Here is a 26,773-nt window from a genome sequence, read left to right as displayed (position 1 = left end):
GTTTTATTTTTTGTGTACTGAATAAGAATAAGGAAAACTCGTCTCCGAAGTTCCTCTTTTTTGGTTAGCTATATCGATCATTTTAAAATTTAAAGTGCCTCCTTTGAGTAAATCAAAATGATTGAGATAATTCTTGTCATAAGTGGTATTGTTCCACTTCAATTCTTCGACATATTTATTTGTGTCAGAATTATTTTCAGCCTTTATGATGAGTTGCTTACCATTTTCTAAATTTAAAGTCACTTTCTTGAACAAAGGCGCACCCAAAACATATTCATCCGTTGCGGGACAAACCGGATAAAAACCCATAGCCGAGAAAACATACCAAGCCGAAGTTTGTCCGTTATCTTCATCACCACAATAGCCATCGGCCTCCGGTTTATACAAACGATTCATTACTTCTCTGGCCCAATACTGCGTTTTCCAAGGTTGGCCTGCATAATTGTATAAATAAATCATGTGCTGAATCGGTTGATTTCCGTGGGCATATTGTCCCATGTTCATAATTTGCATTTCACGAATTTCATGAATAACCGATCCATAATAACTTTCGTCAAAAATGGGTGGCATGCTAAATACCGAATCTAATTTGTCAGTGAATTTGCTTGCACCGCCCATTAAATCGATCAATCCCTGAACATCGTGAAAAACGCTCCAACTGTAATGCCAGCTATTCCCTTCGGTAAAAGCATCTCCCCATTTGAATGGATTGAAATTAGCGGGGAAACTTCCATCTTTATTTCTTCCGCTCATAAGTCCGATTTTTGGATCAAAAACATTCTTATAATTCATCATTCGTTTTTCGAACAAATTGATTTCTTTCTTCGGACGTTTTAGGGCTTTCGCTAATTTCCAAATGGCAAAATCATCGTAAGCGTATTCCAAAGTTCGAGCCGCGTTTTCATTGATTTTTACATCATAAGGCACATAGCCCAAAGTATTGTAATAGCCCACTCCTTTTCGGCCTACGGCATCCATTGGCCCTTCATTATTGGCTCCGTGTAACAAAGCTTGATACAAGGTATTAATGTCATAGCCACGTAAGCCTTTCATATAAGCATCAGAAACTACCGATGCCGAATTGTTCCCCACCATTACATTTCTAAAACCCGGACTGGACCATTCCGGTAAAAAACCGCCTTCCTTATAATCGTTAATCAAAGCTTCCTGCATTTCTTTATTAATCGAAGGATAAACTAAATTTAACAATGGATACAAAGCACGAAAAGTATCCCAAAAACCGGTTCCAGCATACATATAACCCGGTAACACTTGGCCATTATAAGGGCTGTAATGCATTATTTTTCCGCTAGCATCTATTTCATAATGTTTCTGAGGAAAACAAACCGTACGGTACAAGCAGGAATAGAAGGTTTTTAATTGTTCATCTGTCCCGCCCTCAACGCTAACTTTTTCAAGCACTTTGTTCCATTCTTTTTTAGAGTCTGCAACGGTTTCTTCAAAAGAAGCCTTCCCTAGTTCAGAAGCTAAATTCAGTTCCGCTTGTTCAAAACTAATAAAGGAAGAAGCCACTCGCACATTCACTTTTTCTCCTTTTCTGGTTTTAAAACTAACTACCGCGCCTACATGATTATCTGTCAATTCTAACTTATTATTCTCTAAAACCTTGTCATGCCAAGTATAATTCGATGCAAATGGTTTATCGAATACCAACACAAAATAGTTTTTGAAATTAGATGGAACCCCGCCGCTATTTCTGGTAGTATAACCCATAATTTTATTTTCGGATGGGATTATTTTTATGTAAGATCCTTTGTCAAAAGCATCAATAACCACAGAAGATTGCTCATTTTCAGGAAAAGTAATCTGAAAATGTGCTGCACGTTCCGTAGCTGTTATCTCAGTGGTCACATCATAATCGGCCAGATAAACGCTGTAATAATGAGGTTTTACGATCTCTGATTTATGACTGAACCAACTTGCTCTTTCGTCTTCGGTAAAAACTATTTTTCCTGTTACCGGCATGATCGAAAACTGTCCGTAATCGTTCATCCATGGCGATGGTTGGTGGGTTTGTTTAAATCCGCGAATTTTTTCGGCTGTATAGGTATAAATCCAACCGTCTCCCATTTTACCGGTTTGTGGCGTCCAGAAATTCATTCCCCAAGGTCGGGCAATGGCAGGATAGGTATTCCCGTTAGAAAGACTGTGAACCGATTGGGTTCCCATCAAAGGATTTACATATCCAACTGGATCGAAAGTTTTATTTTGTGCCTTGGAGACCAAACATAAAAATACTAATCCGAAAAAAAATAAATTCTTTTTTCTCATTATTATCATTTTAATGGAGTGTTATAAATTAAACTCTTCTAATTATTCTTTAAATTTCAGTTTTCTAAAAAACGAATCCGCATCTCTTCTTACAGAGAAACTTTAACCAATACGGGCGTATGATCTGATAAAAAATACTCATTTACCGTTTCGGCCAATACACCATATTTAAGTACTTTTATATTTTTACTTATAAAGATATAATCGATTAAAGGTCTTTCTGCAAAAGGGATTCTTCCAAAATCATGAAAAGACCAATCTGGACCATAAACTAATGAAGCTCTTTTTTTAGAGTCAAAAAGGGCAATCAAATTTGTAGGACGAATTATTCCTTGAACCACACTTGATTCGGGATTAGCATTAAAATCTCCCATTACAATTTGTGGCAAGCCTTCACTTAATTCGGCCGTTTTGCGTTGTATCAATTTGACGCTTTCTTCTCTTGCAACTGTACCAATATGATCAAAATGCGTATTGAGCACAAAAAACTTCATCCCTGTGGCTTTGTCTCTCAACTGTGCCCAAGTTGCAATACGCTCACAGGCGGCATCCCAGCCTTTTGAAGGTTTTTCCGGAGTTTCACTCAACCAAAAATAACCCGACTTAATCAGTGCGAACTTATCCTTTTTGTACAAAATTGGACTGTATTCTCCTTTTTCTTTCCCATCTTCACGCCCTACGCCAATAGCAACATATTCCTGTAATTGAGTAGACATATCTTTTAATTGATTCGAAAGCACTTCCTGTGCTCCCAGTACATCAACTTCCTGAAAACGAATTAATTTTATTGCGCTTTCTTTCCTAAATTTCCAATTATTTAAACCATCATCTGGATTGTCATAACGAATATTGAAAGTCATTATATTCAAATCCGTATGAGTTTTAGTTTGTGCAACTGCTGTTACAAAACCGAAAAGCAAACCCGTAATAATCACTATTTTTCTCATACCTTATAAAATCGTCAGCTTTCTTAAATCTACAATGGTCTGTCTTCTTTTTTTACACCCCAAGTTGTTGAAGGGGTACTTCCCATATACAATTTCAACTCTCCTCCTTTTACAATCATTTCTTGAGTGATATACGATTTTGTGTATGGTTTTCCTTTGTATTCCGCTTTTTGAATGTAGATGTTTTCTTTGTTATAATTAATCGCAGTCATTTTGAAAGACAATCCATTTTTATGGTTGATAGTCGCGGTTTCAACCAAGGGACTTCCCAAAACATAAATACCATTGGCCGGATTAACCGAATAGAATCCCATGGAAGAAAGAATGTACCAAGCCGACATTTGTCCCAAATCTTCGTTTCCACAAAGACCGTCCGGTTTTGAGGTATAAAATTTATCGGCAATTTCGTGTATTAATTTGGCCGTTTTCCAAGGTTGACCCACATAAGCATACAAATACGGAATATGATGATTCGGTTCATTTCCTTGTGCATATTGCCCTATAAAACCGCTAATATCCGGTGAAGCATTATCGCCTACCACTCCTTCTTGTTGGGTAAACAAAGAATCCAGTTTTTTAGTAAATTTTTCTTCGCTACCAAATAATTTTATCAAACCATATGGATCTTGGGGAACTAACCAAGTGTATTGCCAGGCATTTCCTTCAACATAATCATCCTCACGATGCGAAGACGCTAGCGGATTGAACGGCTCGCGCCATTGTCCGTTTTTTAATTTCCCTCTCATGAACTCAGTTTTCGAGTCGAAGTAAAGTTCATATAATTTAGCTCTTTTGGAAAAATACTCATAATCGTCTTGCTTGTTCATGGCCTTTGCCATTTGAGCAACGCACCAATCGTCAATAGCATATTCCAAAGCATTACCAACGCTCTCAAGTTCTACATCAGCAGGAATATATTCCAATTTTTGAGCATAATTCATACCGGCGCGGGTTTGCATCGAGGTTTTTTTGATCGCTTCATAAGCAAGATTAACATCATAATCTCTAAATCCTTTCATATAGGCATCTACAATAACGGCTATCGAATGGTTTCCATTCATGGTATTGGTTTCGTTCCCCATCAAATGCCAAACTGGCAATCTGCCTTGTTGCTGATAAATAGCCAAAAAAGATTTTACAATATCATTGATTTTATCCGGCTGTGTTATCGTGTATAATGGATGCAAAGCGCGGTAGGTATCCCAAAGTGAAAAAGTGGTGTAATTTGTAAAACCTGCTTTTTCATATACTTTTTTATCCGTTCCTCTGTAATCGCCATTGACATCGTTAAAAATTGATGGCGCAAACATCGTATGGTACAAGCCTGTGTAAAAAACCTTCTTTGTTTCTTCGTCAGCCTTAATCTGAATCTTGTTTAATTCTGCATTCCATTTTGTTTTGGCTTGTTGGACCGTTTTTGCAAAATCCCAATGTGGAATTTCGGTTTTTATATTGGCTAAAGCATTTTCATAACTTACCGGAGAAATTCCTACTTTAACCAGAATGGTTTTTCCTTTTTTTAAATTAAAATCGAGAACCGCTTTCATTCGAACGGCTTCACCTTCATTGCCTTTTACACTCGAAATACTGTCATATAAAGCCATATTTACAATAGGTTCTGAAAATTCGATTGCAAAAAACACTCTTTGATCATCGGCCCATCCTTTTGAAAGGCGATATCCTACTAAGCTATTTTTTCCCGTTTTTTTGATAAATGTTTTCATTGGTTTATCCCAACCAAGACCATCGGCCAGATCCAGTAAAATATGAGAATCATCCGCTGAGTCGAAAGAATATTTATGGAATCCCACTCTTTCAGATGCGGTTAATTCGGCTTTAATTTTATATTTATCCAACAAAACACTGTAATAACCCGCTTTGCTTATTTCGTTTTTATGCGAAAAGTAAGAACCGTAACCCTGTTCCATGTTTTCTTTGGTTCCCTTGGTAAGTGGTACTTTTCCTGTAACCGGCAACAAAAGAATATCATTTAAATCACCAATTCCAGTCCCGCTCAAATGCGTATGGGTAAAACCCAATATAGTATTACTGGCATAATTATAACCGCTACACCAATCCCAACCTTCAAAAACGTTGGCTGGTCCTAGTTGAACCGCACCAAAAGGTACATTGGCACCAACAAAAACATGGCCGTGTCCGGCTGAACCAATTAAGGGATCAACATATTGACTGTAATCTAAAGTAGCTTGTTTTTTGATTTTCGCTTGCGCAAATACCGGTTGGGTAAACAATAGGCCAAGCACGGCAATTCCCGAGTAAGCTATCTTGCTGTATTTTGTAAACATCATTTTTTATTTTATTATTAATAGCATTTTGAATTTACTGAAAAGATCTTCTTTGAAAATATACCTACAAGGTTCAAAAAAAACCTTGCAGAAATAAAAACCGCTTTTTAATTTGGAGCTGTTCTCACTGAAAACTGACCACTGACCACTCCCTCTATTTGCATCTGTTGAGGACTTCGTACAAAGACATAACGGTAATAAGTGGTTTGTTTATTTTGCCTTCAAATGAAATTTTCACTTCTTTTCCGGCCTTCAAATCCATATAATTATCACTCAATTTCCCTGAATAACCTTCAATTTCTACATAGACGTATTTGGCATCTTTGGTAGCTGTTAGGATAATCTCATTTCCTTTTACTTTCCAGCTAATTTTCGGATCCTCTAAGTTCATATTAATTGGACGACTAAAGTCAACCACTGGTCTCACATCGTCTCTGTATGCTTCTTTCACGGCATACCAAGCGGCTTTGGGCTGACGATTGTAATAATCTGTAATACTCCAGCTGGCTACTGGCCAACAATCATTCAATTGCCACAACAAGGTTCCCATATTATAAGGTTCCTTTGAGCGGTGAACTCCAATGATATTCTTGAACGAATAATGCTGTAAACACTGTGTCAAATAAGTATAATCTTTCACTGACCAAGTCTTTACATTTGTAGTGTCTTTAAAATAACGATGCAAATAGGAATTCAACTTAGTAAATCCATTTCCTGCTTTTTGATGCGCTTTCAATACATCCGAATACAAATGACGGTCTTCTTCTAAGGTAATTTTCTTTGTCGTTGAATAATTTGGCATGGCTTGCATACCATATTCGCTGACAAAACGGCCGGTTTTATTTTGAACAACTTCAATATCTTCTAATCCCCACCAGGTTCCCCAATAATGGCTGTCTCCTTCGGTTATACTTTGTTTTCGACCCCATCCAAATAAAGGAGAGCTACTTGTATAAGGTCTTGTAGGATCTACTTCCTTTACCCATTTCGGAATACTATCTTGGAACAAACGAACATAGTCTTTCCACAAACGAGTGGAATCTTGTTTGGACATTTTCATCGATTTTTGCCAACCCCAATTTTTGAATGCCTCATCTATTTCATTATTACCACACCATAAAACAATACTCTTGTGATGGCGTAAACGTTTTACCTGGTATTTAACTTCTTCCCTAACATTGTCAAAAAAGGCTTTGTCCCCTGGAACCATTGCTCCAGCAAACATAAAATCCTGCCAAACATTGATTCCGTATTTATCGCATAAATCATAAAAATAGTCGTCTTCATAAATCCCGCCTCCCCAAATACGAAGCATGTTCATATTGGCATCCTTAGCCATTTTTATCACTTTCTCGTATTCTTTTTTGGTCATGCGCGAAAGCAGTGCATCCGATGGGATATAATTAGCCCCTTTCATATAAACCGGCTTACCATCTATTTTAAAATAAAAGGATTTCCCGATGCTATCCGGTTGCTGTACCAATTCTATTTTGCGGCTTGGAACATATTCTTTCTCCTTGGCCTTTTGATTATAGGTTTCCAATCTTATTTCTTTCCAAACGCCGCAAGTGGTTAATTTTGGTCCCCAATCCCAACCAAAATGATATTGTGCTTTGCGTACATAAGCGCGAGGATTATCCGGTATTACAAATGGCAGGTCTTTCTTAGCCAATGAATCAACAACATTTTGTGCTGATTGAAATACAATTCTTAATTGATTATCCCCCGAACGCAAAATTGATTTTACATCCGCTTTCCATTGGCGAAACATATTATCGGCTTTCAGTATCAATTTGCCATTAAGATAAACACTTGCGTAAGTATCCAGTCCGTCAAAAACCAATTCTGCGTGCTTTTGCTTTAGGCTTGCCTGACTTACTGAAAAAGAAGTTTCATATTCCCAATTTTCTTTTTCAATCCATTGCAGTTTTTTCTCGTTGTCACGGTAATACGGATCCGGAATTAATTTGTTATTCAACAAATCAGTATGAACCTCCCCAGGTACCGTCGCAGCATTCCATTTTGTGGTTCCCAGCTGGCGAAATTGCCAACCGTTTTTTAAAACGACCGTATTATTTTGGGCATTAACCACCAAAGACAAATTTGTCAAGCAAATGACAATTAACCAATAAAAGCCTTTTTTACATTTCATTATTATGGCATTTTAATATTCATATATAATCTCAAGCTGTCTTTTTCTCCAAATTTACTAAAGACAAGCTTAGATAAGTATAAAAGCATTCGTAAATAAACCTAAATGGCTTTTTCGGTTTGTTATTTAAAAGCGACTCGCTTAAAAATTCTATTTTGTTTGCAGGAAACATTTTTAGTTTTTATGCAAAAAGAAGAGAATTAAAAACATTTTCTATCACTTTTTGAATAACCAGACCTATATCAGCCCTTCAATCATCGAAATACTACTTTTATTATTAAAAATAAGCCGGGCAGATTTACTACCCGACTCATTTTATAACTAACTCAAAATTTTAAACTAAATCATTAGTGCTTAGCCCACCAAAGTGGTGTAAATACACTATCATCACCTCCTAAAAATTCAACAGCTTGGGTATAACCTTTCGGGTTTGAATTTTTCAATCCTGAAATATATCTCAATCTTTGTGGAAAAAAACTAACTTGATTACCCATGTAATTACTTTGAGTCAGAGCTGGTAAATTAGGCAAAGGCAATTCTACAGCAGGGTTCTCAAAGAAAGGTAGCCCTAATCTTCTATGATCGTTCCATCCTTCCAAAGGTAACCAAGGAGTTTGCGCTATGAATTTTTGAGTTATAATTTTAGTCAATAAATCATTTTTAACAGCGCCATTTTTATACAAATCATTTTTAGGATAAAGAATTGTAGCCACTCCAGGCGTATTTGTATATCCGTCAACAAAATTCATAGTGTGACTTGCAGCAGGTTCAGTAGTATGGTTCCAACTTACAGAAGTACCCGCTCTATTGTAATCCTCAGAAGCTAAATAAGTACTTAGATGAGAAGAAACTCCCCAATAAGCAAAATTCGCTTTAATACCTTCTTCATAAGCTTCTTTCCCGCTCATTGGTACGGCCCAACCTTTAACAGCTGCTTCAGCCAACAAGAAATAAGTTTCCCATGAGGCAAAGAAGATACGTTGACTACCACTCCCTCTAAAAACTTGAGACAAACGAGGCATAGTACCATTGAAAGCTCTTACCTGATTTTTACTCCCCATGGCTCCCCAATTCCCTACAGCAAATGCATTCCAAGTATTTTTTGCTTCAATTGTTTTAATCACAGCACCATTATTATCTAATAAGTCTGCAGTTGTTGTTTCTGCACTATTATCCCAAGAAGGATAACCCGAAAAAATAGGACTATTAAAGTCTCCCGGAATATTAAATGTTTTGTAAGCACGAGGGTCTATCCTGTTTGGCAAACCATCCAACCAATAGCCCGCAGCTGGTTCATTCGTCTTCATGGTAAAATGATCTGCAAATTTTTGACCAATATAATCTGCTGGTTTAACACTAGCATGAAAAGAAGGAGCCAATTGGTCTGTAGATTTTATACCACCTAAACCAATGTAAAGATTATTCAATGTTACAGACATTATCTGAGCATTCCATTCACGACTCATTACACCTGTCAAATCATCCCAACCCGGTTTTTCTTGTACCTGAAAATTATCTCCGGCATCTGTAATCAAATTACCGTTGGCAGCAGCTTCAAATTCAGATTTAGCCTTAGCTGGATCCACTTCAGACAAACGCATTGCCAAACGAAGACGCATTGAATTAGCATATTTTCTCCACTTAACATAATCGTAACCATAAGCAGGATCTTTCTCTTTTAATTTATCATTACTGCTATTAGATACTGAAATATCTATTTTCTCTGAAGCATCTTTAAGTTCAGCCAGCATGAAATAATAAACATCTTTCACGTTGTTAAACTCCGGGTTTTTTGCCTGAAAAGCCTCAATAGCTATCGGACCAAAATTATCTGCCAGTTCACTCATCAAATAGGCTCTCCAAATTCTTGCTATTTGTTTTAGATTTCCTGAATACGGCTTCACAATCCCTTTAGCTTCTTTTTCATCAGCTATCTGAATAGCAGTGTTTATGGAATTTAACCAACCTGCAGAACTATTGTAATAAGCTGTTGACCAACCATCATCATAACTACCGCCTGAAATACCCGTGCTTAGCATTTGATGCCCTGCTGTTTTCCAATAGAGTACAAAAGATCTTTCGGCAACATCTGGATTCATTTGGGCCCCAATTATAGAGCTATTTATAAAATATTCTACCTGTACCTGCTCTGCATTAGCGGCAGTAGGATCAATATTAATTTCTTCAAAATTATCACAAGAGGCTAGTGTAGCTATCATTGCTAAAACTAAACCTGATTTTTTTACTATATTTTTCATCCTATAAATTTTATTATTGATATTAGAAGCTTAAAGCCAAGTTCACCAAAAAGGTACGAGTCGTTGGTCCTGAACCATTTTCAAATCCAGTGGCATTAGTACCAGTAGCAAAAACAGACTCAGGATCAAGTCCATTCATGTGACTTTTAATCATCCATACATTATTACAAGAAAGCCCAACGCTTAATTTTTGTAATGCCGTTTTTGTCAAGAACTTAGTAGGGAAATCATAATTCAATTGTACATTTCTTAAACGAACATTCGTTGCATCATATATATTAGCTTCGGTTATACCTAAGTTTCCAGAGCCTGCTACTCTAGCCCAATACGTTTCAGGATTAACTGCTATTGTATTTTTGTCGTAAGCTCCACCATTGTCAATAACACCATTAGCTACAATATTTTCTCTTAATCCATTCACAACTGTTACGGAGGAAGCGCCACTTGCCTGCATATCTGCCAAAGTTCCTGAGAATATTTCTCCTCCAATTCTAGCATCAATTAAGAAAGACAAAGACACACCATTATAAGCGAAGGTATTTGTCAAACCAAGCATGGCTTTTGCTTGTTGATTTCCTAAACTTACTAATGCCCCTTGAGTTGCTTGAGGCAATCCTTGAGCGTCAAGTAATAGCTCCCCAAATGATGGACTTGCTGGATCAGTAACTCTTAAAAATGCAGTACCATATATTTCGCCATAAGCCTTTCCAACCTCTGCTACGACAGATACATTATCAAATGAACGTATAGGGTAAATACTAATATCCTCATAAAGGGACACTATCTTACTTTTATTAGTAGAGAAATTGGCAGAAACATTCCATAATAATGAATTTGGATTAGATAATATTTTTCCATCAACTACTAACTCAACCCCTTTATTTTGAATATTACCAGCATTGATTTTTTTCCATTTATAGCCACTTAATGGATCCATTGGAAGATCTAATAACTGATTAGTAGCATTGGATTTGTAAACCGATACATCAATACCAAATCTACTTTTGAAAAAACGCATTTCTGCACCAAATTCAGTTGACTTAATTAGTTCACTTTTCACGTTTGGATCTAACAAAACATCATTTCTCGAAGCTGTCGTATGACCATTAGGATCCTTACCTATTTTATAAGAATTTATTAACTTATAAGGATCCAGATCATTACCTACTGAAGCATAACTCGCTCTTAATTTACCATAAGAAAACCAATCTGGTAACTCCTTATTCATAGCTGTAAACATATCAGTGAATACATAAGAGAGACTTACTGAAGGATAAAAGAATGAACGATTTTCTTTGCTTAGTGTTGAAGACCAATCGTTTCTAAAAGTAGCATCCAAGTATAAATAGCCATCATAACTCAACTGAGCAGATCCAAAAAGAGAATTTATTGATTTATTACTAAACGACTCATCAATTCTTGGGTTGCCTATCGCATTATTTATCGAAAACAAATTAGGTACTTCCAGTAGGCTAGCATTTGCTCCTAAAAAAGATGATTTACGTGACATCAAGTTGCCCCCAAGGGTTGCCATCCCTCCAAATTTACCAAAAAGGTCATCTTTTTTAGCAACTAATAAAGCTTGATAATTTGTTTCAGTAAACGTGCTTTTTCCAACAGTATAACTACCTGTAGTTGCCAAAGGACTTCCAGCATATGTTTTTGCATTAGAGTTGTTAGTATACATATCAGCACCAGCCTTAATCTCAGCATTCAACCAATCAGTAACTTCATATTTTAACGAGGCATTCATCATAAAACGATCTCTAATATCTTCATTAAGATTGTTTTTATTAGCCCAATAAGGATTAATCCCGCTTCCACTTCCATACCAAAGCATATTTCCATCAGCATTTGTAGCACCTTTGAATTGTGTTATATCAAGTGATCTTGGGAAATTGTTCAACAAGAAAAAAGCATTAGATCCATTAGGCCCTCCAACTGACCTGTTATTTGCTTTCGCATTGGTATACTGAACCTTAGTATCTATTGTCCAACGATCTCTTTCTCCAAACTTAGAAACAGCTCTTGCTAATAAATTTGTTCTACCCAATTTAGCACCAGGAATCATACTCTGATCCTCCATACGACTAAAAGAGGTATAAATAGATGTTTTTTGAATTGATTGCTGAAACGAAATACTATTGTTTTTAGTTATTCCGCTTTTGTTAAAATAGTTACCCACATTATCATAGGACGCTAAATTTTCGTTTTTCCCATCCCAATTCACAATACTTTGTCCTTCTATTTTAGGTCCCCAACTAGAACCTGAAAGAGGACCGAATGATCCACCTTCGCCTTGTCCAAAATCATTCTGCTGTTTCGGTTTGGTGAAAATAGTTTCAAACCCAATAGAAGAAGTAACCGTAATTCCCAATCCTTTTTGTTTTCTACCTGTTTTGGTCGTAATTAAAATTACTCCATTCCCAGCTCTCGAACCATAAAGAGCAGCCGCTGAAGGTCCTTTTAAGACTGAAAGACTTTCTATATCTTCAGGATTAATATCGGCAATACCATTACCCATGTCAAGGCTCGGATTCCAATAGTCGTTAATAGAGGCTCCAGTAAAGTTGTCCATTGGCACTCCATCCACAACGATAAGTGGCTGGTTATCTCCTGTCAATGAGTTAAAACCTCTTAAAACTAATTTTGAAGAACCTCCAGGACCTGTACTAGAACGAACCACTTGCAATCCTGCTACTTTTCCCGTTAAGGCATTAGCCAAATTAGGTTCTCTGGCTTCTACAAGACTTGTTCCTTTGATTTCCTGAACTGCGTAACCTAGTGATTTTTTTTGCTTTTTGATCCCTAAAGCAGTAACTACCACTTCGCCCAACTCCTGCGTACTTTCAGCTAAAACGATAGTAATGTTGTTTTCATTTGCAGCAACATCAACTGATTTTGAAATAAAACCTATAGATGACACTGCCAAAGTAGCTTTACCTGAGGGGACACTCACGGTAAATTTCCCGTCAAAATCTGTTACCGTACTAATGGATATTCCTTTTACCTTTATGGTAGCGGAAACAATACCCTTGTTATCCGCATCTGCGACTACGCCTGTTATAGATCTATTTTGCGCCACTGCACCAAGGCAGCTAAACACAACTAATCCTAACACTGCTAAAATTCGTTTCATAAGCATTTGTTTTTTTTGGTTTTGGTTTGTAAAAAATATTAATAAGTAAAATTTAATTTTAATCTATATTTATTGCTTTGTGCATGTTTAAAATCACACAATATTTACTCAAAACTTACATTGAATCGATTTAATAATCTGAAAAAGAAAAAAACATAAGCTATTCTCCTCTTAAATTCATGATTTGTGTTTTAAAATCATCAAAAAATGCAATCTTACTGATCAAATTCAGAATTCATTAAATTCCACTAAATCGATTTAGTAAAAAACTAAAAAAAAGCAAATTCTTTATAGCAAAGACTCTAAATAGCAAATTCCACTCATACCGATTCCCTAACCACAAGCGCTCCCTTTAGCAGCACTTTTTCTACAACAAAATCCTCTTCATGAAGCATTTGATCCATAAGTAAGCCAACAGCTTTCGTCCCAATTGCACCTAATGGCTGTTCAACAACAGAAATGGATGGAGAATGCAATCTAAAACTATAATGATCATCAAAACTGATAACAGCCAGTTCTTCCGGTATTTTCAAACCAATTTCACGAATAGCCTGAAGTCCAGCAAGTCCCAAATAGTTTGCTAAAAAAAATGTTCCGTCTATGGCTTTATTTTTTCGAAAGAAACGGATCATCTCTTCAATTTTACGCTCTTCACTACTGTGATAATCTAAATGTAAAATCAGTTCTTCATTATAAATACCTGCTTTTTTCATAGCATCAACATAACCTTTTTCTCTCAATTGCATTTGAATCATCGCCGAATTATTATTGATTAAAGCAATATTATGACGGCCTTTATCAATCAAAAATTCAGTTGCTGCATAGGCTCCTTCGTAATTGTCCATCACCACATGACTAACTTCTTGTCCTGGAAAATACCTGTCAATTAACACTACAGGCTTTTTCATTTTGAGAAGCTGATCAATACTCTTATCCAATTTTTCTGTGGGAGTAACAATAAAGCCATCTACATTTGCCTGAAGCAGACTTTGAACCAACTCAGCCGACCTCTCATCATCATTACCGGTACTGCAATAAAAAACTCTATATCCTAACTTCTTTGCCTCTTCTTCTATTACTCGGGCGAGAACAGAAAAAAATTGATTCGAAATATTCTCAACTATAAGCCCTATGGACCGAGTCTTTCCTGTTCTAAGACTTGTCGCAATCATATTTGGTCTGTACTGTAGCCTTTCAGCAACGTCTTGCACTCTCTTTATGACCGCCTTACTTATACCCATTTTCTCACCTTTATCATTAAGTACAAAAGATACTGTAGAAATAGAAACCTGTGCTTCTAAGGCAATATCTTTAATGGTGATTTTTTTCATCTAAGGGTTTATTTTTTCTTAATGTTATCACAAATATATATAAAAACATTTACAAAAACGTTTTAGCAAAACTTTTTTTTAAAATAAGTGTTTTTTTATTGTTAATAAAATATCATAATCTCTAAAATATCTCGCTTTCACAATAGTATCACTAAAGCAAAATTATTACTAAGTCGAGAAAAACCATGTTTTAAATATGAGTATTTTACTATAAAAAAAATTACGAAATAACTACTTCCAAAATTGAAGCCTTACCTTTGAGTAGGTAATTATCCATTGCTGCAGCTAACAAAACAGTATCTCCTTTCTTATATTGATATTTAGAACCTTTATATTCAATTTCAAAATCACCTTCTATACACATGAGAACCGTAAATGTTTTCCCTTCTTTTTTTACCTCAATTTCACCATCTAATGGAACAAAATTTGTAGTGAAATACGGGCAATCTACGATAGAGTTGGATTGATTTACTACTTTAGTGTATTCCTTAAAAGTATCTACTTTACTGTAATTAATAGCATCCAAAGCTAAGTCAACATGCAATTCTCTTGTATTTCCTTGAGCATCTTTCCTGTCAAAATCATACAGACGGTAGGTAATATCCGAAGTTTGCTGAATCTCAGCCACAACCATGCCAGCTCCAATAGCATGAACTGTTCCTGTTTCCAGAAAGAAAACATCACCTGCTTTTACTTTTACATCATCCAACAAAGTCAACAGGGTTTTATTTTCTAAACTTTCTACATATTCTTTTGCATTCGAATTTTCTTTGAAGCCTACAATTATTCGAGCGTCCTCGTCTGCTTGCATGATATACCACATTTCAGTTTTACCAAAAGAATTGTGGCGTTTTTTAGCCAATTCATCATTTGGATGCACCTGTATCGATAAGTCTTCCCGAGCATCTAAAAACTTAAAAAGTAGAGGAAATTGCTTTCCAAATCTCGCATAAACTTCTGTACCTAGAACCTCATTAGGCCATTGTTCGATAATTTCCGTTAATGATTTTCCTTTCAAGTCTCCATTTGCAATGATACTCACATCTCCTTCCACGGTTGATATTTCCCAACTCTCACCAGTGATTTTTGATTCAATGGGCTTATTGAGAACCGTTTTTAATTTTTCACCGCCCCAAATTCTCTCTTTCAAAATTGGATAAAATTGTAAAGGATAAAATTCCGCTTTCATACTGTTTCTATTTTTAATGGTTACTGACTTTTGCGAATCTAACTAATTATCTAAAAAATAAGGATTTTATTTTTTACTAAATCGTTTTAGCAAATGTAATAAAAAATTACTATCCTTAAAACATAATATACTACTCAAAATTCGAGATTGAGATTAGAAACGAAGACCAAAACCATTGCTCTAAAACTACTCTATTCAATCTTTAAGTAGTCTTCGGGAAATGAGCAATTTCATAATCTCATTTGTCCCAGCATATATCCGAGCGACACGATTATCGGCATACATTCGGGCAATTGGATAATCCCACATATAACCATAACCTCCAAATAATTGCAAACATTCATCGACAACAGTACAGCACATATCCGTTGCTGAATACTTGATGATTGAAGCGCTTTCTGAGGATAATTTATGATCCACTAACAACTCTATGCAACGATCTAAAAAAGCTTGGTGAATTTGTAATTGAGAAGCACATTCTGCTAACTTAAATTGGGTATTTTGAAATCCGGCAATTGGAGTTTTAAAAGCGCTTCTTTCCTTTGTATATTTGATTGTGTTTTCAATGGCTCCTTCAGCACAACCTACCGCATTAATAGCCACGGTGAGCCTTTCTCGAGCCAGCTCTTCCATCATGATTTTGAATCCCATCTTTTCATCACCAAGTCGATTTTCTTTAGGAACTTTTACATTATCAAAAAATAATTCGGCGGTATCTTGGGACTTCATCCCAATTTTTTTTAACGGATTCCCTTTGGTAAAACCTTCCATTTCCGCTTCAAGAATAAGCAAAGTAATACCTTCATCTTCGGTTTTGACCTTCGTTTTTACAGCAACAATTACCATGTCACACATATAACCATTAGTAATAAAAGTTTTTTGTCCGTTTACTAAATAGTGATCACCTTTATCATCGGCAGTTGTTAGAATAGCCTGCAAATCACTGCCACAATTAGGCTCAGTCATCCCTATAGCTGTAATAATAGTTCCTTTGGACATTTGCGGTAAATATTTCTCTTTTTGCAATTCCGTTCCATATTTTAATAAATAAGGAGCAACAATATCCGAATGCAAAGAAAATCCAGGTCCATTAATTCCTTTTTTTCCCAATTCTTCAATTAGCAACGCATTGAAACTGAAATCCAATCCAGCACCACCATATTTTTCAGGCATATCCAAGCACAATAATCCCAACTCTCCCGCTCTTTTCCAAATTCCTCGGCTTACCATTCCATTTTTCTCCCATTCCTCAATATGATCCAAAACTTCATTGACAATGAACTCTTGAATCATTTTTTGCATCATCTTATGTTCTTCAGATGCATATATTTTTCGTTCAACTAAAATATCTTGTAACATAAAATTTGGCTTTTATAGTTTTCAAAAGAATAAAATAAAAAAAGTTCTTCTAATCTAAAAATCTATTTTTCTTTCATTCTATTTTGTAATGACAGTATATGGTAAAATCATCCGCAATTTACAAGATTTTCCGTATTAAACTACTATTCAACACCTTAACATTGCTTTAACTTTATCTATTACATTGCATCTTTTTTTTACAGAATAGACTTTTATCAAATTCTAAAAACAAAATATAACTCAGAATGTATTAACGAAATTTTTCCGTAATTTTATATAAATCATTTGATTATGGAAATTCAAATCGAAGCAATCCAAATTGCAGAATCCTTCAATATCAAAAAATTTCGCGCTGAATTTCGCACTGAAATCCATTCAGGTTCGACTTCTGAAGTCTTTTATGCCATTGAAGACAAACAACGTTATTTGTATATTTTTGATTATGGCGTAGTCGTATTTGCCAATTATGATGCCGTTGCCAAAAGCGAGTTTATGCTTTTCATTAAACAGTATGCCACTAATTTTGTAGACCTGGATTTGAGTGAAGAATACAGAATTGAAATAGACGAAAAATTACATAAAATTACGGTCAAAAACAATTTCACCACTCTTCCTGCAATAGATTCTTCTATTTTACGAATCGTGATGCTCAATATTGGTCAGTCGGTGGCATTAGAATACTATGAAGCATTGACTGATGAGCTCATTTCTTCCTCTAAAATATACATTCAACAACTGGAATTAGACGGAAAAATAAGCATTTCAAAAACAAATTTACTCAAATACATCGGAAAGGTACTGAATATAAAAAACAGCATTGTCGACAATTTATATATTCTCGATGATCCAAATTTAGTTTGGGACAACGAAGAACTTAATGTACTAAATCGTCGTTTAAAGACTAATTTTGACATCAACACTCGTTTCAAAGATTTGGACTATCGACTGCAAATTGTAGAGAATAATCTGACCCTTTTTACTGATGTTTTAAATGTACGGGAAAGCTCTCGACTGGAATGGATTATCATTATTTTGATTGCCTTAGAAATCATAATGGCTATTTTTTATCATTAAAAAAAAAGTCCGATTTGAAAACACTCTAATTCATATCTAAAAACCTTCCAAAGTAACATTAGAAATCACAGATTTATCTTCTGCCAAAATATCTTTTTCAATAGCAAATTGATCTTCTTTTTTGATCAAAAGCCAAGCATTTTTCTGTTTAATCTTTAGCTTTACTAGTGCAAATTCCCCTTTTAATTTTTTGCCATTTAAAATAAAACTAAGATGCCCCTTGTCTAAATTAAATTTAAAAATAGACACAACTGCCTCTTTTTCTAGATTCTCATCCGTTAAGGTATATATTCCTTGATCCCAAACAATTACTTTACCAGCACCATAATTCCCTTTAGGAATAATTCCCTCGAAATCTTTGTAACTATAGGGATGGTCCTCAACCATAATTGCCAGCCTTTTATCCTCAGGATTCATAGACGGACCTTTAGGTATGACCCAACTTTTTAAAACTCCACTCATTTCTAATCTAAAATCATAATGCAAATTAGAGGCGGCGTGTTTTTGGACTACAAAAATAAGTTCGCTTTTAGGTTTTTCAATTTTACCTTCAGGCTCGTTTGTAGAACTAAAATTACGCTTTTTATTGTATTTATCTAATGACATAATGAAACAGAATTAGAAGCAAATTAGACACTACAAATGAGTGCTTTACATCATAGTCCTAAATTTAAAAATCGGTATTTTCAAAAAAATTAAATTTTTTCTCCATCGTTCTCTTCTAAATCGTTGTGATTATCCCCACCAATGCTATAATGATTATTTTCCTCATCCTCACTACCCACCTGCTCTTGTTCATCATCTAATTCTGAACCAGGCACATCCAAATCATCTCCGGAAACATCTTCTTCAAAATCCTTTTCATTCCATTTCGTTTTATTGTTTATTTCAACCGGAACTTTCTTTTTACTTATATCTTCTGGGTTGATATCACTTTCTTTGTGAAACTTATTGTAAATATCTTCACTCGGCGGATACAATAACGAATCTGGCACTTTGTTTTCATCGCTTTTTTTTGAATTATCGTCTTTCTTTTCCATTTTAAACAAGCTTTAAATTACTGTATTACATCACACTAAGTTAATCATTTTTAAGCAAAAAGCCATTTATTCGTCAATTCAATAGTTTAAAACGACATTTGTCATTCCAATCTGCATGAAAAACCATGCTAGCTAAATTAAGCAAAAAAAATTCACTCTACTCTCTTCAATTTCACCCTAAACAACTAACTTTAAGACAATTAAATAAAACCAATTCTATAATCTTAAAAAATAAAATCATGAGCTTATTATCAAAAAATGTAATCCCAGGAAATCATGGCCGAATTTTTGGGACAAATGCCAAGGAAAACCAAGACTTATTAGACATTAAAAACAAACTGCTAGAATTAGACGGTATCAAAGATGTCGTTCTAGACACCGCAATTTTCCCCCGAGAATTTACGGTATATACGACGAAAATACTTTCCATTGATACTATTGAAAAGATGGTAAAATCAGTTGGCTTTCATGCTATTCCAAAGTAGAATTCAAAAAGAATATGTAAATTAAATTTAAAAAAAAATAAAGACATGTGTCATTTTACATATTTATATCGTAATATTGCAATATAAATATATCACAATGGGAATTACTAAAACAGCATATTTCACAGAACAACAAAATGAATTGGCCATTCTAGCCAAAGCCATTGGTCATCCGGCACGAATTGCCATAATTGAACACCTAATAAAAGTGGACAGTTGTATTTGTGGAGACATTGTAAATGAACTGCCTCTTGCACAACCTACTGTTTCACAACATTTGAAAGAACTTAAAAATGCAGGATTAATTAAAGGAAATATTGAAGGAAATGCTATTTGTTATTGCCTGAACGAAGAAGGTTTTAATAAAATAAGCTCTTTTTTTCAACAATTAAACTACTATTTTGAAAACCAAAAAAACCAATGTTGCTAATTTTTAAAATATATAAAAAATGAAACTATCAGAAATTAAAAAACAGCTCCTCACAGTAGAAAATGTCGCTTTTATTTTACCAAACGGAAGCCCTGTTCCGGAACACTTTCATGTAACCGAAGTAGGTTTGATTACCAAGAACTTTATCGATTGTGGAGGAACAGTGAGAAAAGAAACCGTTGTGAACTTCCAATTATGGGATGCCAATGATTTTGAACACCGCCTAAAACCACAAAAACTATTAAATATCATCGCACTTTCTGAAAAAGTACTTGGAATTGAAGATTATGAAATTGAAGTAGAATATCAGGCCGAAACCATCGGGAAATATGATTTAAACTTCAACGGCAAAGAGTTTCTCCTACTAAACAAACAAACAGCTTGTTTAGCTGAAGACCAATGTGGCATTCCTGCAGAAAAACAAAAAGTAAAATTATCCGAAATTACATCCGCCGCCAACAGCTGCACTCCTGGAGGCGGTTGTTGCTAAATATAAAGTTTCTCTAACTATGATTTCAAACAAAACCATTCTTTTCAAAACAATCGAAAACCAAATCAGTGCTTTTGAATTAATAAATATAACTCCAGAGCGCAAAATCATCTTACAACCGCTGATTGATTTTATACAAGAAAAACTAAGCCATCAGCAGCAAATAAGACTTAATTTTATTTGTACCCACAATTCTCGAAGAAGCCATTTGTCCCAAATTTGGGCACAAACTGCGGCGGCTTATTTTAACATAGAAAATGTGTTTTGCTATTCGGGCGGCACAGAAGCCACTGATCTATTTCCAATGGTTGCCAAAACCATAGAACAAAACGGATTTCAAATAAAAAGGCTTTCAACAGAAAGCAACTCAGTTTATGCTATAAAATACAGCGATAATGAACATCCTATTATTGGTTTTTCTAAAACTTTTGATGATGATTTTAATCCCAAATCCGGATTTGCAGCAATTTTAACTTGTTCGCAAGCCGATGGAGACTGTCCGTTTATAGCCGGTGCCGAAAAACGCATTCCGATTCCTTTTGAAGATCCCAAAGTATTTGACAATACAGCCCAACAAACTGAAAAATACCTGGAACGCAGTATTGAAATTGCAACTGAACTATTTTATGTTTTTTCTCAAATAAAAAAATAAATAAAATTTTGACCATTAAGAAATAAATAGCAAAAATTAAATTATGTCAGTAACTAATTGTACGCCAGTAGCAGAAAGAAAAAAATTAAGCTTTCTGGATCGGAATCTAACCCTTTGGATATTTCTCGCTATGGCAATTGGGGTCAGCATTGGACACTTCATTCCTTCCACCGGCGATTTCATTAACTCTTTTTCGAGCGGAACCACTAATATTCCTTTGGCCATTGGATTAATTCTGATGATGTATCCGCCTTTGGCAAAAGTAAAATACGAACAAATGGGCGAAGTATTCAAAAACACCAAAGTACTGGCCGCTTCTCTATTCCTAAACTGGATCATCGGCCCTATACTGATGTTTTTCTTAGCCTTATTTTTTTTAAATGGCTATCCTGAATACATGATTGGCGTTATCCTGATTGGTCTGGCGCGTTGCATTGCTATGGTCGTTGTTTGGAATGATCTCGCCGATGGAAACCGAGAATATGCTGCAGGACTTATTGCTCTCAACAGTATTTTTCAGGTATTGCTATACAGCGTTTATGCTTATATTTTCATTACCGTACTTCCTCCTTATTTTGGTTATACTGGATTCAACGTCAACATCAGTATCGGTCAAATTGCGGAAAGTGTGGGAATCTATCTAGGAATTCCTTTTGCACTAGGAATTATCAGTCGTTATGGCTTAATCCATTTAAAAGGAACCGAATGGTTTGAAACCAAATATATTCCATTTATTTCGCCCATAACCTTGATAGCTTTACTATTTACAATTGTGCTTATGTTCAGTTTAAAAGGCGAATTAATCGTACAAATCCCAATGGATGTCGTACGAATTGCCATTCCGCTAGTGATTTATTTTACACTGATGTTCATTATCAGTTTTTTTACCGGAAAATATTTTGGCGCCGATTATTCTAAAAGTACCGCCATTGCTTTTACAGCTACCGGAAACAACTTTGAACTGGCCATTGCCGTTGCCATAGGTGTATTTGGCATCAACAGCGGACAAGCTTTTGCCGGTGTCATAGGTCCTCTGGTAGAAGTTCCGGCATTAATCGCTTTAGTGAATGTTGCTTTTTGGTTTCGAAAAAAATACTTTTCCAATTAAAATCCAATTTCCGCAAAAGCAAAATATTCCCAAATGTTTCTTCGCTATATTTGCCCAGACAAATTAGGTAGCTGCACATCTCACAAAAGCATTCTAAATATATGAAAACACATCTTGCCCTTCTTCGCGGCATCAACGTTTCAGGACACAATATGATCAAAATGGATGCTTTGCAAAAAGCATTAGAAAAAAGCGGTTATCAGGACGTCAGAACTTACATTCAAAGCGGAAATGTATTTGTAAACACCGCCGAAGAAAATCCCGCGGCAGTAGGTTTTCACATTAAGCAGGAAATTTTCAAAGTTTTTGGGCATGATGTTCCCGTAGTGGTCATTGCCAAAGAAGATTTGTTAGCCTGTTTTCAAAACAATCCTTTTTTGAAAGAATCTGAAGTCGATACTAAAAAACTCTATGTCGCTTTTATCTCGACTATTTTAAATAATCAAAGCATTCATGATCTCAAGATGAGTTCCGTAAAACCCGATGAAGTTCATATTGACTCCAGTCGAATTTTTATAAAATATGCCGTTTCTGCTGGAAAAACCAGATTAGATCAAAAATACATTGAAAAAAAACTCAATGTTACCGCTACAATACGAAATTGGAATACTGTGACTAATTTATTGAAAATGTACGAGGAAACGGAACAATAACAATCGATATCTAAAACATAAAAAACCAAAATCTGTTGTCAGATTTTGGTTTTTTTTATTGGAATAACAGCAATAATTATAACTCTTCTCTAGGTAATATTATTGAAGGTGTTATTTGTTCTAGAACCTCAAATGCGGTTTCGGCCATCTTATTTCCTTTGGTATCCAAAAGAGGATTTATTTCAACAAATTCAATACAAACCACCTTTTTACTTGCAATAATCTGGTTGATGATCTCAATTATCTCATATTGATCAAATCCTTTTGGAACCGGTGTTCCCGTTCCATAAGAAATCATGTCACAATCCATGGAATCCACATCAAACGAAATGTAAATCATATCGCACTTTGATAATCTTGCCAAAGCCTCCTCAACACAGGTTTTAAGACCGCGATAACGCACCTCCTCTACCTTATAGTTTTTGATTTTAAACTTTTCAATTTGCTTATTTTCTGCCTCTTCGGTATCACGGACTCCAAAATAGATTAAATCCTCTGGAACCAATTTAGCACCTGGATAACCAATGTTTTTCATTTCTTCCCAATGCTGCTTGGTTTCAGGAATAATTTTGTTGACTTGACAATCCAAATTATCTTCTCCTAAAGCCGCCGCCAAAGGCATTCCATGAATATTTCCCGAAGGAGAAGTATAAGGCGAATGCAAATCGGCATGAGCGTCAATCCATACCACGCCGAGCCTTTTATCAGGATAAACTGCTTTGATGCCGCTAATAGTTCCTAAAGCCGAAGAATGATCCCCAGACAAAACAATTGGAAAAAAATTCTCTTTTAGATTGTTCCTTACACTATAACAAACTCGGGTACATTGCTCCAAAACATGTTCGATTCTTTTGGCAAATGCATTTCGGTTTTTGTCGTATATCGACTCATTATGCGATTTTACATCATCAAACTCAAATTGATTAAAGTAATCACTGTCTTTATTGATTGCTGCAATTTCTATCGCATCAACCCCTAGATCAGAACCTCTTGTCCCCGCTCCTATATCTGACCGGTTTTTTATCAACTTAATAAATCGTTCCATGCTTTTGCTATTGTTTGAAATCATTTAATGCTTTTTCTATGATGGCAAGACAGTCTTGAATTTGTGCTTCGGTAATAACTAATGGCGGAGCCAATCGTATTTTATTTCCATGGGTTGGCTTTGCCAATAAACCATAATCTCTAAATTTCAAACAAATTTCCCAAGCTAAATCAGACTCTTCATCACACTCAATCACAATCGCATTAAGCAATCCTTTTCCTCTCACCAAAGAAATCAACGGATTTCTCGAGGCAATTTCATTCAATCCTTTTCTTAAAACAATCCCTAAACGTTCAGCATTTTCAGATAAATTTTCATCTTTCACTACTTCAAGAGCAGCCATAGCAACTGCAGCAGCTACAGGATTCCCTCCAAAGGTAGATCCGTGTTGTCCTGGCTTGATGACATTCATAATTTCATTATTGGCCAAAACTGCCGAGACCGGATAAACTCCTCCAGAGATTGCTTTTCCTAAAATTAAAATATCGGGTTGCACATTCTCATGATTTACCGCCAATAATTTCCCGGTACGTGCAATTCCCGTTTGAACCTCATCAGCTATAAACAATACATTATGAGCTTCACAAAGTGCTTTGGCTTTCGCCAAATAGCCTTCGGTAGGAACATAAACGCCTGCTTCTCCTTGAATAGGCTCTACCAAGAATCCGGCTATATTTGTCGTTGATTTTAAGACTTCTTCTAAAGCCGAAGTATCATCATAAGGAATCTTGATAAATCCTGCGGTAAAAGGACCAAAACTCTTGCGCGCACCTTCATCGTTTGAAAACGAAATAATAGTGGTCGTTCTTCCGTGAAAATTATTCTCGCAAACAATAATTTGCGCTTGATTCTCCGGAATTCCTTTTACTTCATAAGCCCATTTTCTGCATAATTTCAATGCCGTCTCAACTGCTTCGGCTCCGGTATTCATAGGTAAGACTTTATCAAAGCCAAAATACTTGGTTACATATTCCTCATAAACCCCAAGTTGATCGTTATGAAATGCACGCGAAGTCAAGGTCAGAGTTTGGGCTTGTTTCACCATTGCTCCAACAATCTTTGGATGACAATGTCCTTGATTTACGGCAGAATAAGCAGATAAGAAATCATAATATTTTTTTCCGTCTACATCCCAAACAAATACACCTTCTCCTTTGTCAAGCACCACAGGTAAGGGATGATAATTATGGGCGCCATACTTATTCTCTTTTTCTATTAACACTTCAGACTTTGAAGAAAGTGTTGCGTGTGTTTGTTCCATGATATATTCTTTTTAAAAAAATTGAACACAAAAATAACAATATTTTTTTATTTTACAATAAAAACAAGTAATTTTGACTTGTTTATACTTTTACAAAAGTTAATTTACCTAATTAAAAGAAATTAATAAGTCATTTTAATCTCTAAGTTAGTCCCGTAAAAATGCATTGAACTTATAAAATTACGACTATTTAAAACAATTATCATGGATGTATTAGATGAATTCGACACTAAGATTATCAAGGAATTGGAAAAAGACGGGAGAATGGCTTTCTCTGCTATTGCTGCCAATTTAAAAATCTCCAACACCATGGTACATCAACGCATCAATCGCTTAATTGAGCAGGGAATCATTACAGGAATAAAGCCTATTATAGACGAAAAAAAAATAGGATACGACTGGGGTGCTTTCACCGGACTCACGCTAAACAAAGATGCCGATTCGAGCAGAATTATCGAAGAATTAAAAAAAATTCCTGAAATAACCGAATGTTATTACGTAACCGGTTCCTTCACGCTGTACATCAAAATGATTGCCCAAAATCACGAACACATGAGAAAACTCTTGTACGAAAAGATTGACAATATCCCCGGAATTGCAAAAACAGATTCCATGATTGAATTAGGTTGTGCCTTCAAAAGGAACATCACATTGTAATTTCATACCATTTTCTGCTATAAAAATCAAAACAACATAGCCATAATATATTCCGGCTAAGAAAGTTAAATATTTATATATAATTCAGATATTTGTATAAAAACACAATATTATGAAAAATTATATCTTTTTAATTTTAGCAATTTTTTTATTTTCAAATGGCACTTTGGCCCAGCTAAAAGCGGTAAAATACAAAGACGGGAACCAGGTTTTGAATGGATTTAAAATTCTGCCATCTAAGAAAAAGAACGCGAATCCAGGAATTCTAATCCTTCCTGCCTGGAAAGGAATTGATAAAGTATCCAAAGACATTGCCACTGACTTAGCCCATCTAGGATATCATGCCTTTATTGCCGATATTTATGGCGAAGGCAATTATCCCCAAAATAATACTGAAGCAGGTCAAAAAGCAGGCTATTACAAAACCAATTACAAAGAGTATCAAAATAGAATTACTCTAGCCTTAAAACAATTGATTACGGCTGGCGCAGATCCAGACAATATTGTAGTGATTGGTTATTGTTTTGGTGGCACAGGCGCACTTGAAGCCGCTCGTGGACATCTCAACGTAAAAGGAGTTGTTTCCTTTCACGGCGGACTGGCAAAAGACCCATCAAGAGCTGTCGAACCGATTACTGCGAAAGTATTGATTTGTCACGGTGCCGATGATCCCATTGAATCCAAAGAAGAAATCGCAGCTTTTCAACAAGAAATGCAGGACACCAAAGCCGATTGGCAGATGATCTATTATTCCAATGCTGTCCATTCTTTTACTAATCCAGAATCAGGAAATGACAACTCCAAAGGCGCCGCTTATAATCCAACAGCCGCCAAACGAGCTTTTGAACATTTAAAATTATTTTTGAATGAAGTCTTAAGAAAGTAACAAACACCCTTTACTGATT

At 35.5% G+C, this 26,773-nt stretch carries 22 protein-coding genes; 9 read left to right on the top strand and 13 right to left on the bottom strand.

Features of this window, described 5'->3' with window-relative positions; translation table 11 throughout:
- Nucleotides 1-3 precede the first annotated feature (3 nt).
- The 9 genes from LNP19_RS09355 to LNP19_RS09315 all read right to left on the bottom strand — a co-directional run bounded on the left by LNP19_RS09355 (nt 4) and on the right by LNP19_RS09315 (nt 16,973).
- Nucleotides 4-2,292, bottom strand: coding sequence for a GH92 family glycosyl hydrolase (locus LNP19_RS09355; RefSeq protein ID WP_230061669.1), 2,289 nt, complete (start codon nt 2,290-2,292; stop codon nt 4-6).
- 89 nt (nt 2,293-2,381) lie between these two features.
- Nucleotides 2,382-3,239, bottom strand: coding sequence for an endonuclease/exonuclease/phosphatase family protein (locus LNP19_RS09350; RefSeq protein WP_230061668.1), 858 nt, complete (start codon nt 3,237-3,239; stop codon nt 2,382-2,384).
- Nucleotides 3,240-3,268: 29 nt separating this feature from the next.
- The gene (locus tag LNP19_RS09345) at nt 3,269-5,548 is read right to left on the bottom strand and encodes a GH92 family glycosyl hydrolase (protein ID WP_230061667.1); all 2,280 of its coding nucleotides are present in this window, start codon (nt 5,546-5,548) and stop codon (nt 3,269-3,271) included.
- A 151-nt stretch (nt 5,549-5,699) separates the two neighbouring features.
- Nucleotides 5,700-7,697 carry a beta-mannosidase gene (locus tag LNP19_RS09340; RefSeq protein WP_230061666.1) on the bottom strand — a complete coding sequence of 666 codons (1,998 nt, stop codon included), beginning with the start codon at nt 7,695-7,697 and terminating at the stop codon, nt 5,700-5,702.
- A 347-nt stretch (nt 7,698-8,044) separates the two neighbouring features.
- Nucleotides 8,045-9,955 (bottom strand): SusD/RagB family nutrient-binding outer membrane lipoprotein, encoded by a 1,911-nt coding sequence (locus LNP19_RS09335; RefSeq protein ID WP_230061665.1) that lies wholly within the window; start codon nt 9,953-9,955, stop codon nt 8,045-8,047.
- 22 nt (nt 9,956-9,977) lie between these two features.
- Nucleotides 9,978-13,094 carry a SusC/RagA family TonB-linked outer membrane protein gene (locus tag LNP19_RS09330; protein ID WP_230061664.1) on the bottom strand — a complete coding sequence of 1,039 codons (3,117 nt, stop codon included), beginning with the start codon at nt 13,092-13,094 and terminating at the stop codon, nt 9,978-9,980.
- 320 nt (nt 13,095-13,414) lie between these two features.
- Nucleotides 13,415-14,425, bottom strand: coding sequence for a LacI family DNA-binding transcriptional regulator (locus LNP19_RS09325; protein WP_230061663.1), 1,011 nt, complete (start codon nt 14,423-14,425; stop codon nt 13,415-13,417).
- A 220-nt stretch (nt 14,426-14,645) separates the two neighbouring features.
- Nucleotides 14,646-15,614 (bottom strand): type I phosphomannose isomerase catalytic subunit, encoded by a 969-nt coding sequence (locus LNP19_RS09320; RefSeq protein ID WP_230061662.1) that lies wholly within the window; start codon nt 15,612-15,614, stop codon nt 14,646-14,648.
- Between the two features lie 195 nt (nt 15,615-15,809).
- Nucleotides 15,810-16,973 carry an acyl-CoA dehydrogenase family protein gene (locus LNP19_RS09315; protein ID WP_230061661.1) on the bottom strand — a complete coding sequence of 388 codons (1,164 nt, stop codon included), beginning with the start codon at nt 16,971-16,973 and terminating at the stop codon, nt 15,810-15,812.
- Between the two features lie 291 nt (nt 16,974-17,264).
- Between LNP19_RS09315 and LNP19_RS09310 the strand changes: the two genes are divergently transcribed.
- Nucleotides 17,265-18,047 (top strand): RMD1 family protein, encoded by a 783-nt coding sequence (locus LNP19_RS09310; protein WP_230061660.1) that lies wholly within the window; start codon nt 17,265-17,267, stop codon nt 18,045-18,047.
- Nucleotides 18,048-18,083: 36 nt separating this feature from the next.
- On the opposite strand, the gene LNP19_RS09305 is transcribed toward LNP19_RS09310, so the two are convergent.
- Both LNP19_RS09305 and LNP19_RS09300 read right to left on the bottom strand, forming a co-directional pair.
- Entirely contained in the window at nt 18,084-18,653 is a 570-nt protein-coding gene (locus LNP19_RS09305) for a DNA polymerase ligase N-terminal domain-containing protein (RefSeq protein WP_230061659.1), read from the bottom strand.
- Nucleotides 18,654-18,742: 89 nt separating this feature from the next.
- Complete coding sequence (locus tag LNP19_RS09300; RefSeq protein ID WP_230061658.1) at nt 18,743-19,087, bottom strand: hypothetical protein; 345 nt, start codon at nt 19,085-19,087, stop codon at nt 18,743-18,745.
- A gap of 239 nt (nt 19,088-19,326) precedes the next feature.
- Here LNP19_RS09300 and LNP19_RS09295 point away from each other — a divergent pair, with 239 nt between their 5' ends.
- From LNP19_RS09295 to LNP19_RS09270, 6 genes are all read left to right on the top strand, one after another.
- Nucleotides 19,327-19,572 carry a heavy-metal-associated domain-containing protein gene (locus LNP19_RS09295; protein ID WP_230061657.1) on the top strand — a complete coding sequence of 82 codons (246 nt, stop codon included), beginning with the start codon at nt 19,327-19,329 and terminating at the stop codon, nt 19,570-19,572.
- A 97-nt stretch (nt 19,573-19,669) separates the two neighbouring features.
- Nucleotides 19,670-20,002 (top strand): ArsR/SmtB family transcription factor, encoded by a 333-nt coding sequence (locus tag LNP19_RS09290; RefSeq protein ID WP_230061656.1) that lies wholly within the window; start codon nt 19,670-19,672, stop codon nt 20,000-20,002.
- 19 nt (nt 20,003-20,021) lie between these two features.
- On the top strand, nt 20,022-20,492 hold the full coding sequence (locus LNP19_RS09285; RefSeq protein WP_230061655.1) for a DUF6428 family protein: 471 nt from the start codon (nt 20,022-20,024) through the stop codon (nt 20,490-20,492).
- Between the two features lie 19 nt (nt 20,493-20,511).
- Nucleotides 20,512-21,144: an arsenate-mycothiol transferase ArsC gene (locus LNP19_RS09280; protein WP_230061654.1), complete on the top strand. Its 633-nt coding sequence runs from the start codon at nt 20,512-20,514 to the stop codon at nt 21,142-21,144.
- A gap of 43 nt (nt 21,145-21,187) precedes the next feature.
- On the top strand, nt 21,188-22,252 hold the full coding sequence (gene arsB / locus LNP19_RS09275) for an ACR3 family arsenite efflux transporter (RefSeq protein ID WP_230061653.1): 1,065 nt from the start codon (nt 21,188-21,190) through the stop codon (nt 22,250-22,252).
- A 101-nt stretch (nt 22,253-22,353) separates the two neighbouring features.
- Nucleotides 22,354-22,905 (top strand): DUF1697 domain-containing protein, encoded by a 552-nt coding sequence (locus LNP19_RS09270; RefSeq protein WP_230061652.1) that lies wholly within the window; start codon nt 22,354-22,356, stop codon nt 22,903-22,905.
- Nucleotides 22,906-22,981: 76 nt separating this feature from the next.
- Here LNP19_RS09270 and LNP19_RS09265 read toward each other — a convergent pair whose 3' ends face one another.
- Both LNP19_RS09265 and rocD read right to left on the bottom strand, forming a co-directional pair.
- Nucleotides 22,982-23,974: an arginase gene (locus tag LNP19_RS09265; RefSeq protein WP_230061651.1), complete on the bottom strand. Its 993-nt coding sequence runs from the start codon at nt 23,972-23,974 to the stop codon at nt 22,982-22,984.
- Nucleotides 23,958-25,211 (bottom strand): ornithine--oxo-acid transaminase, encoded by a 1,254-nt coding sequence (gene rocD / locus LNP19_RS09260; protein ID WP_230061650.1) that lies wholly within the window; start codon nt 25,209-25,211, stop codon nt 23,958-23,960. Before rocD ends, LNP19_RS09265 begins: the two co-directional genes overlap by 17 nt.
- A gap of 204 nt (nt 25,212-25,415) precedes the next feature.
- Between rocD and LNP19_RS09255 the strand changes: the two genes are divergently transcribed.
- The gene (locus LNP19_RS09255; protein WP_230061649.1) at nt 25,416-25,868 is read left to right on the top strand and encodes an Lrp/AsnC family transcriptional regulator; all 453 of its coding nucleotides are present in this window, start codon (nt 25,416-25,418) and stop codon (nt 25,866-25,868) included.
- Between the two features lie 112 nt (nt 25,869-25,980).
- Nucleotides 25,981-26,754 (top strand): dienelactone hydrolase family protein, encoded by a 774-nt coding sequence (locus tag LNP19_RS09250; RefSeq protein WP_230061648.1) that lies wholly within the window; start codon nt 25,981-25,983, stop codon nt 26,752-26,754.
- Nucleotides 26,755-26,773 lie beyond the last annotated feature (19 nt).

It is taken from the genome of Flavobacterium acetivorans (genome assembly GCF_020911885.1).
Taxonomy (GTDB): domain Bacteria; phylum Bacteroidota; class Bacteroidia; order Flavobacteriales; family Flavobacteriaceae; genus Flavobacterium; species Flavobacterium acetivorans.
Note: the sequence above shows the minus strand (reverse complement) of the source record. Positions and strands in the feature narration are given on the sequence as shown.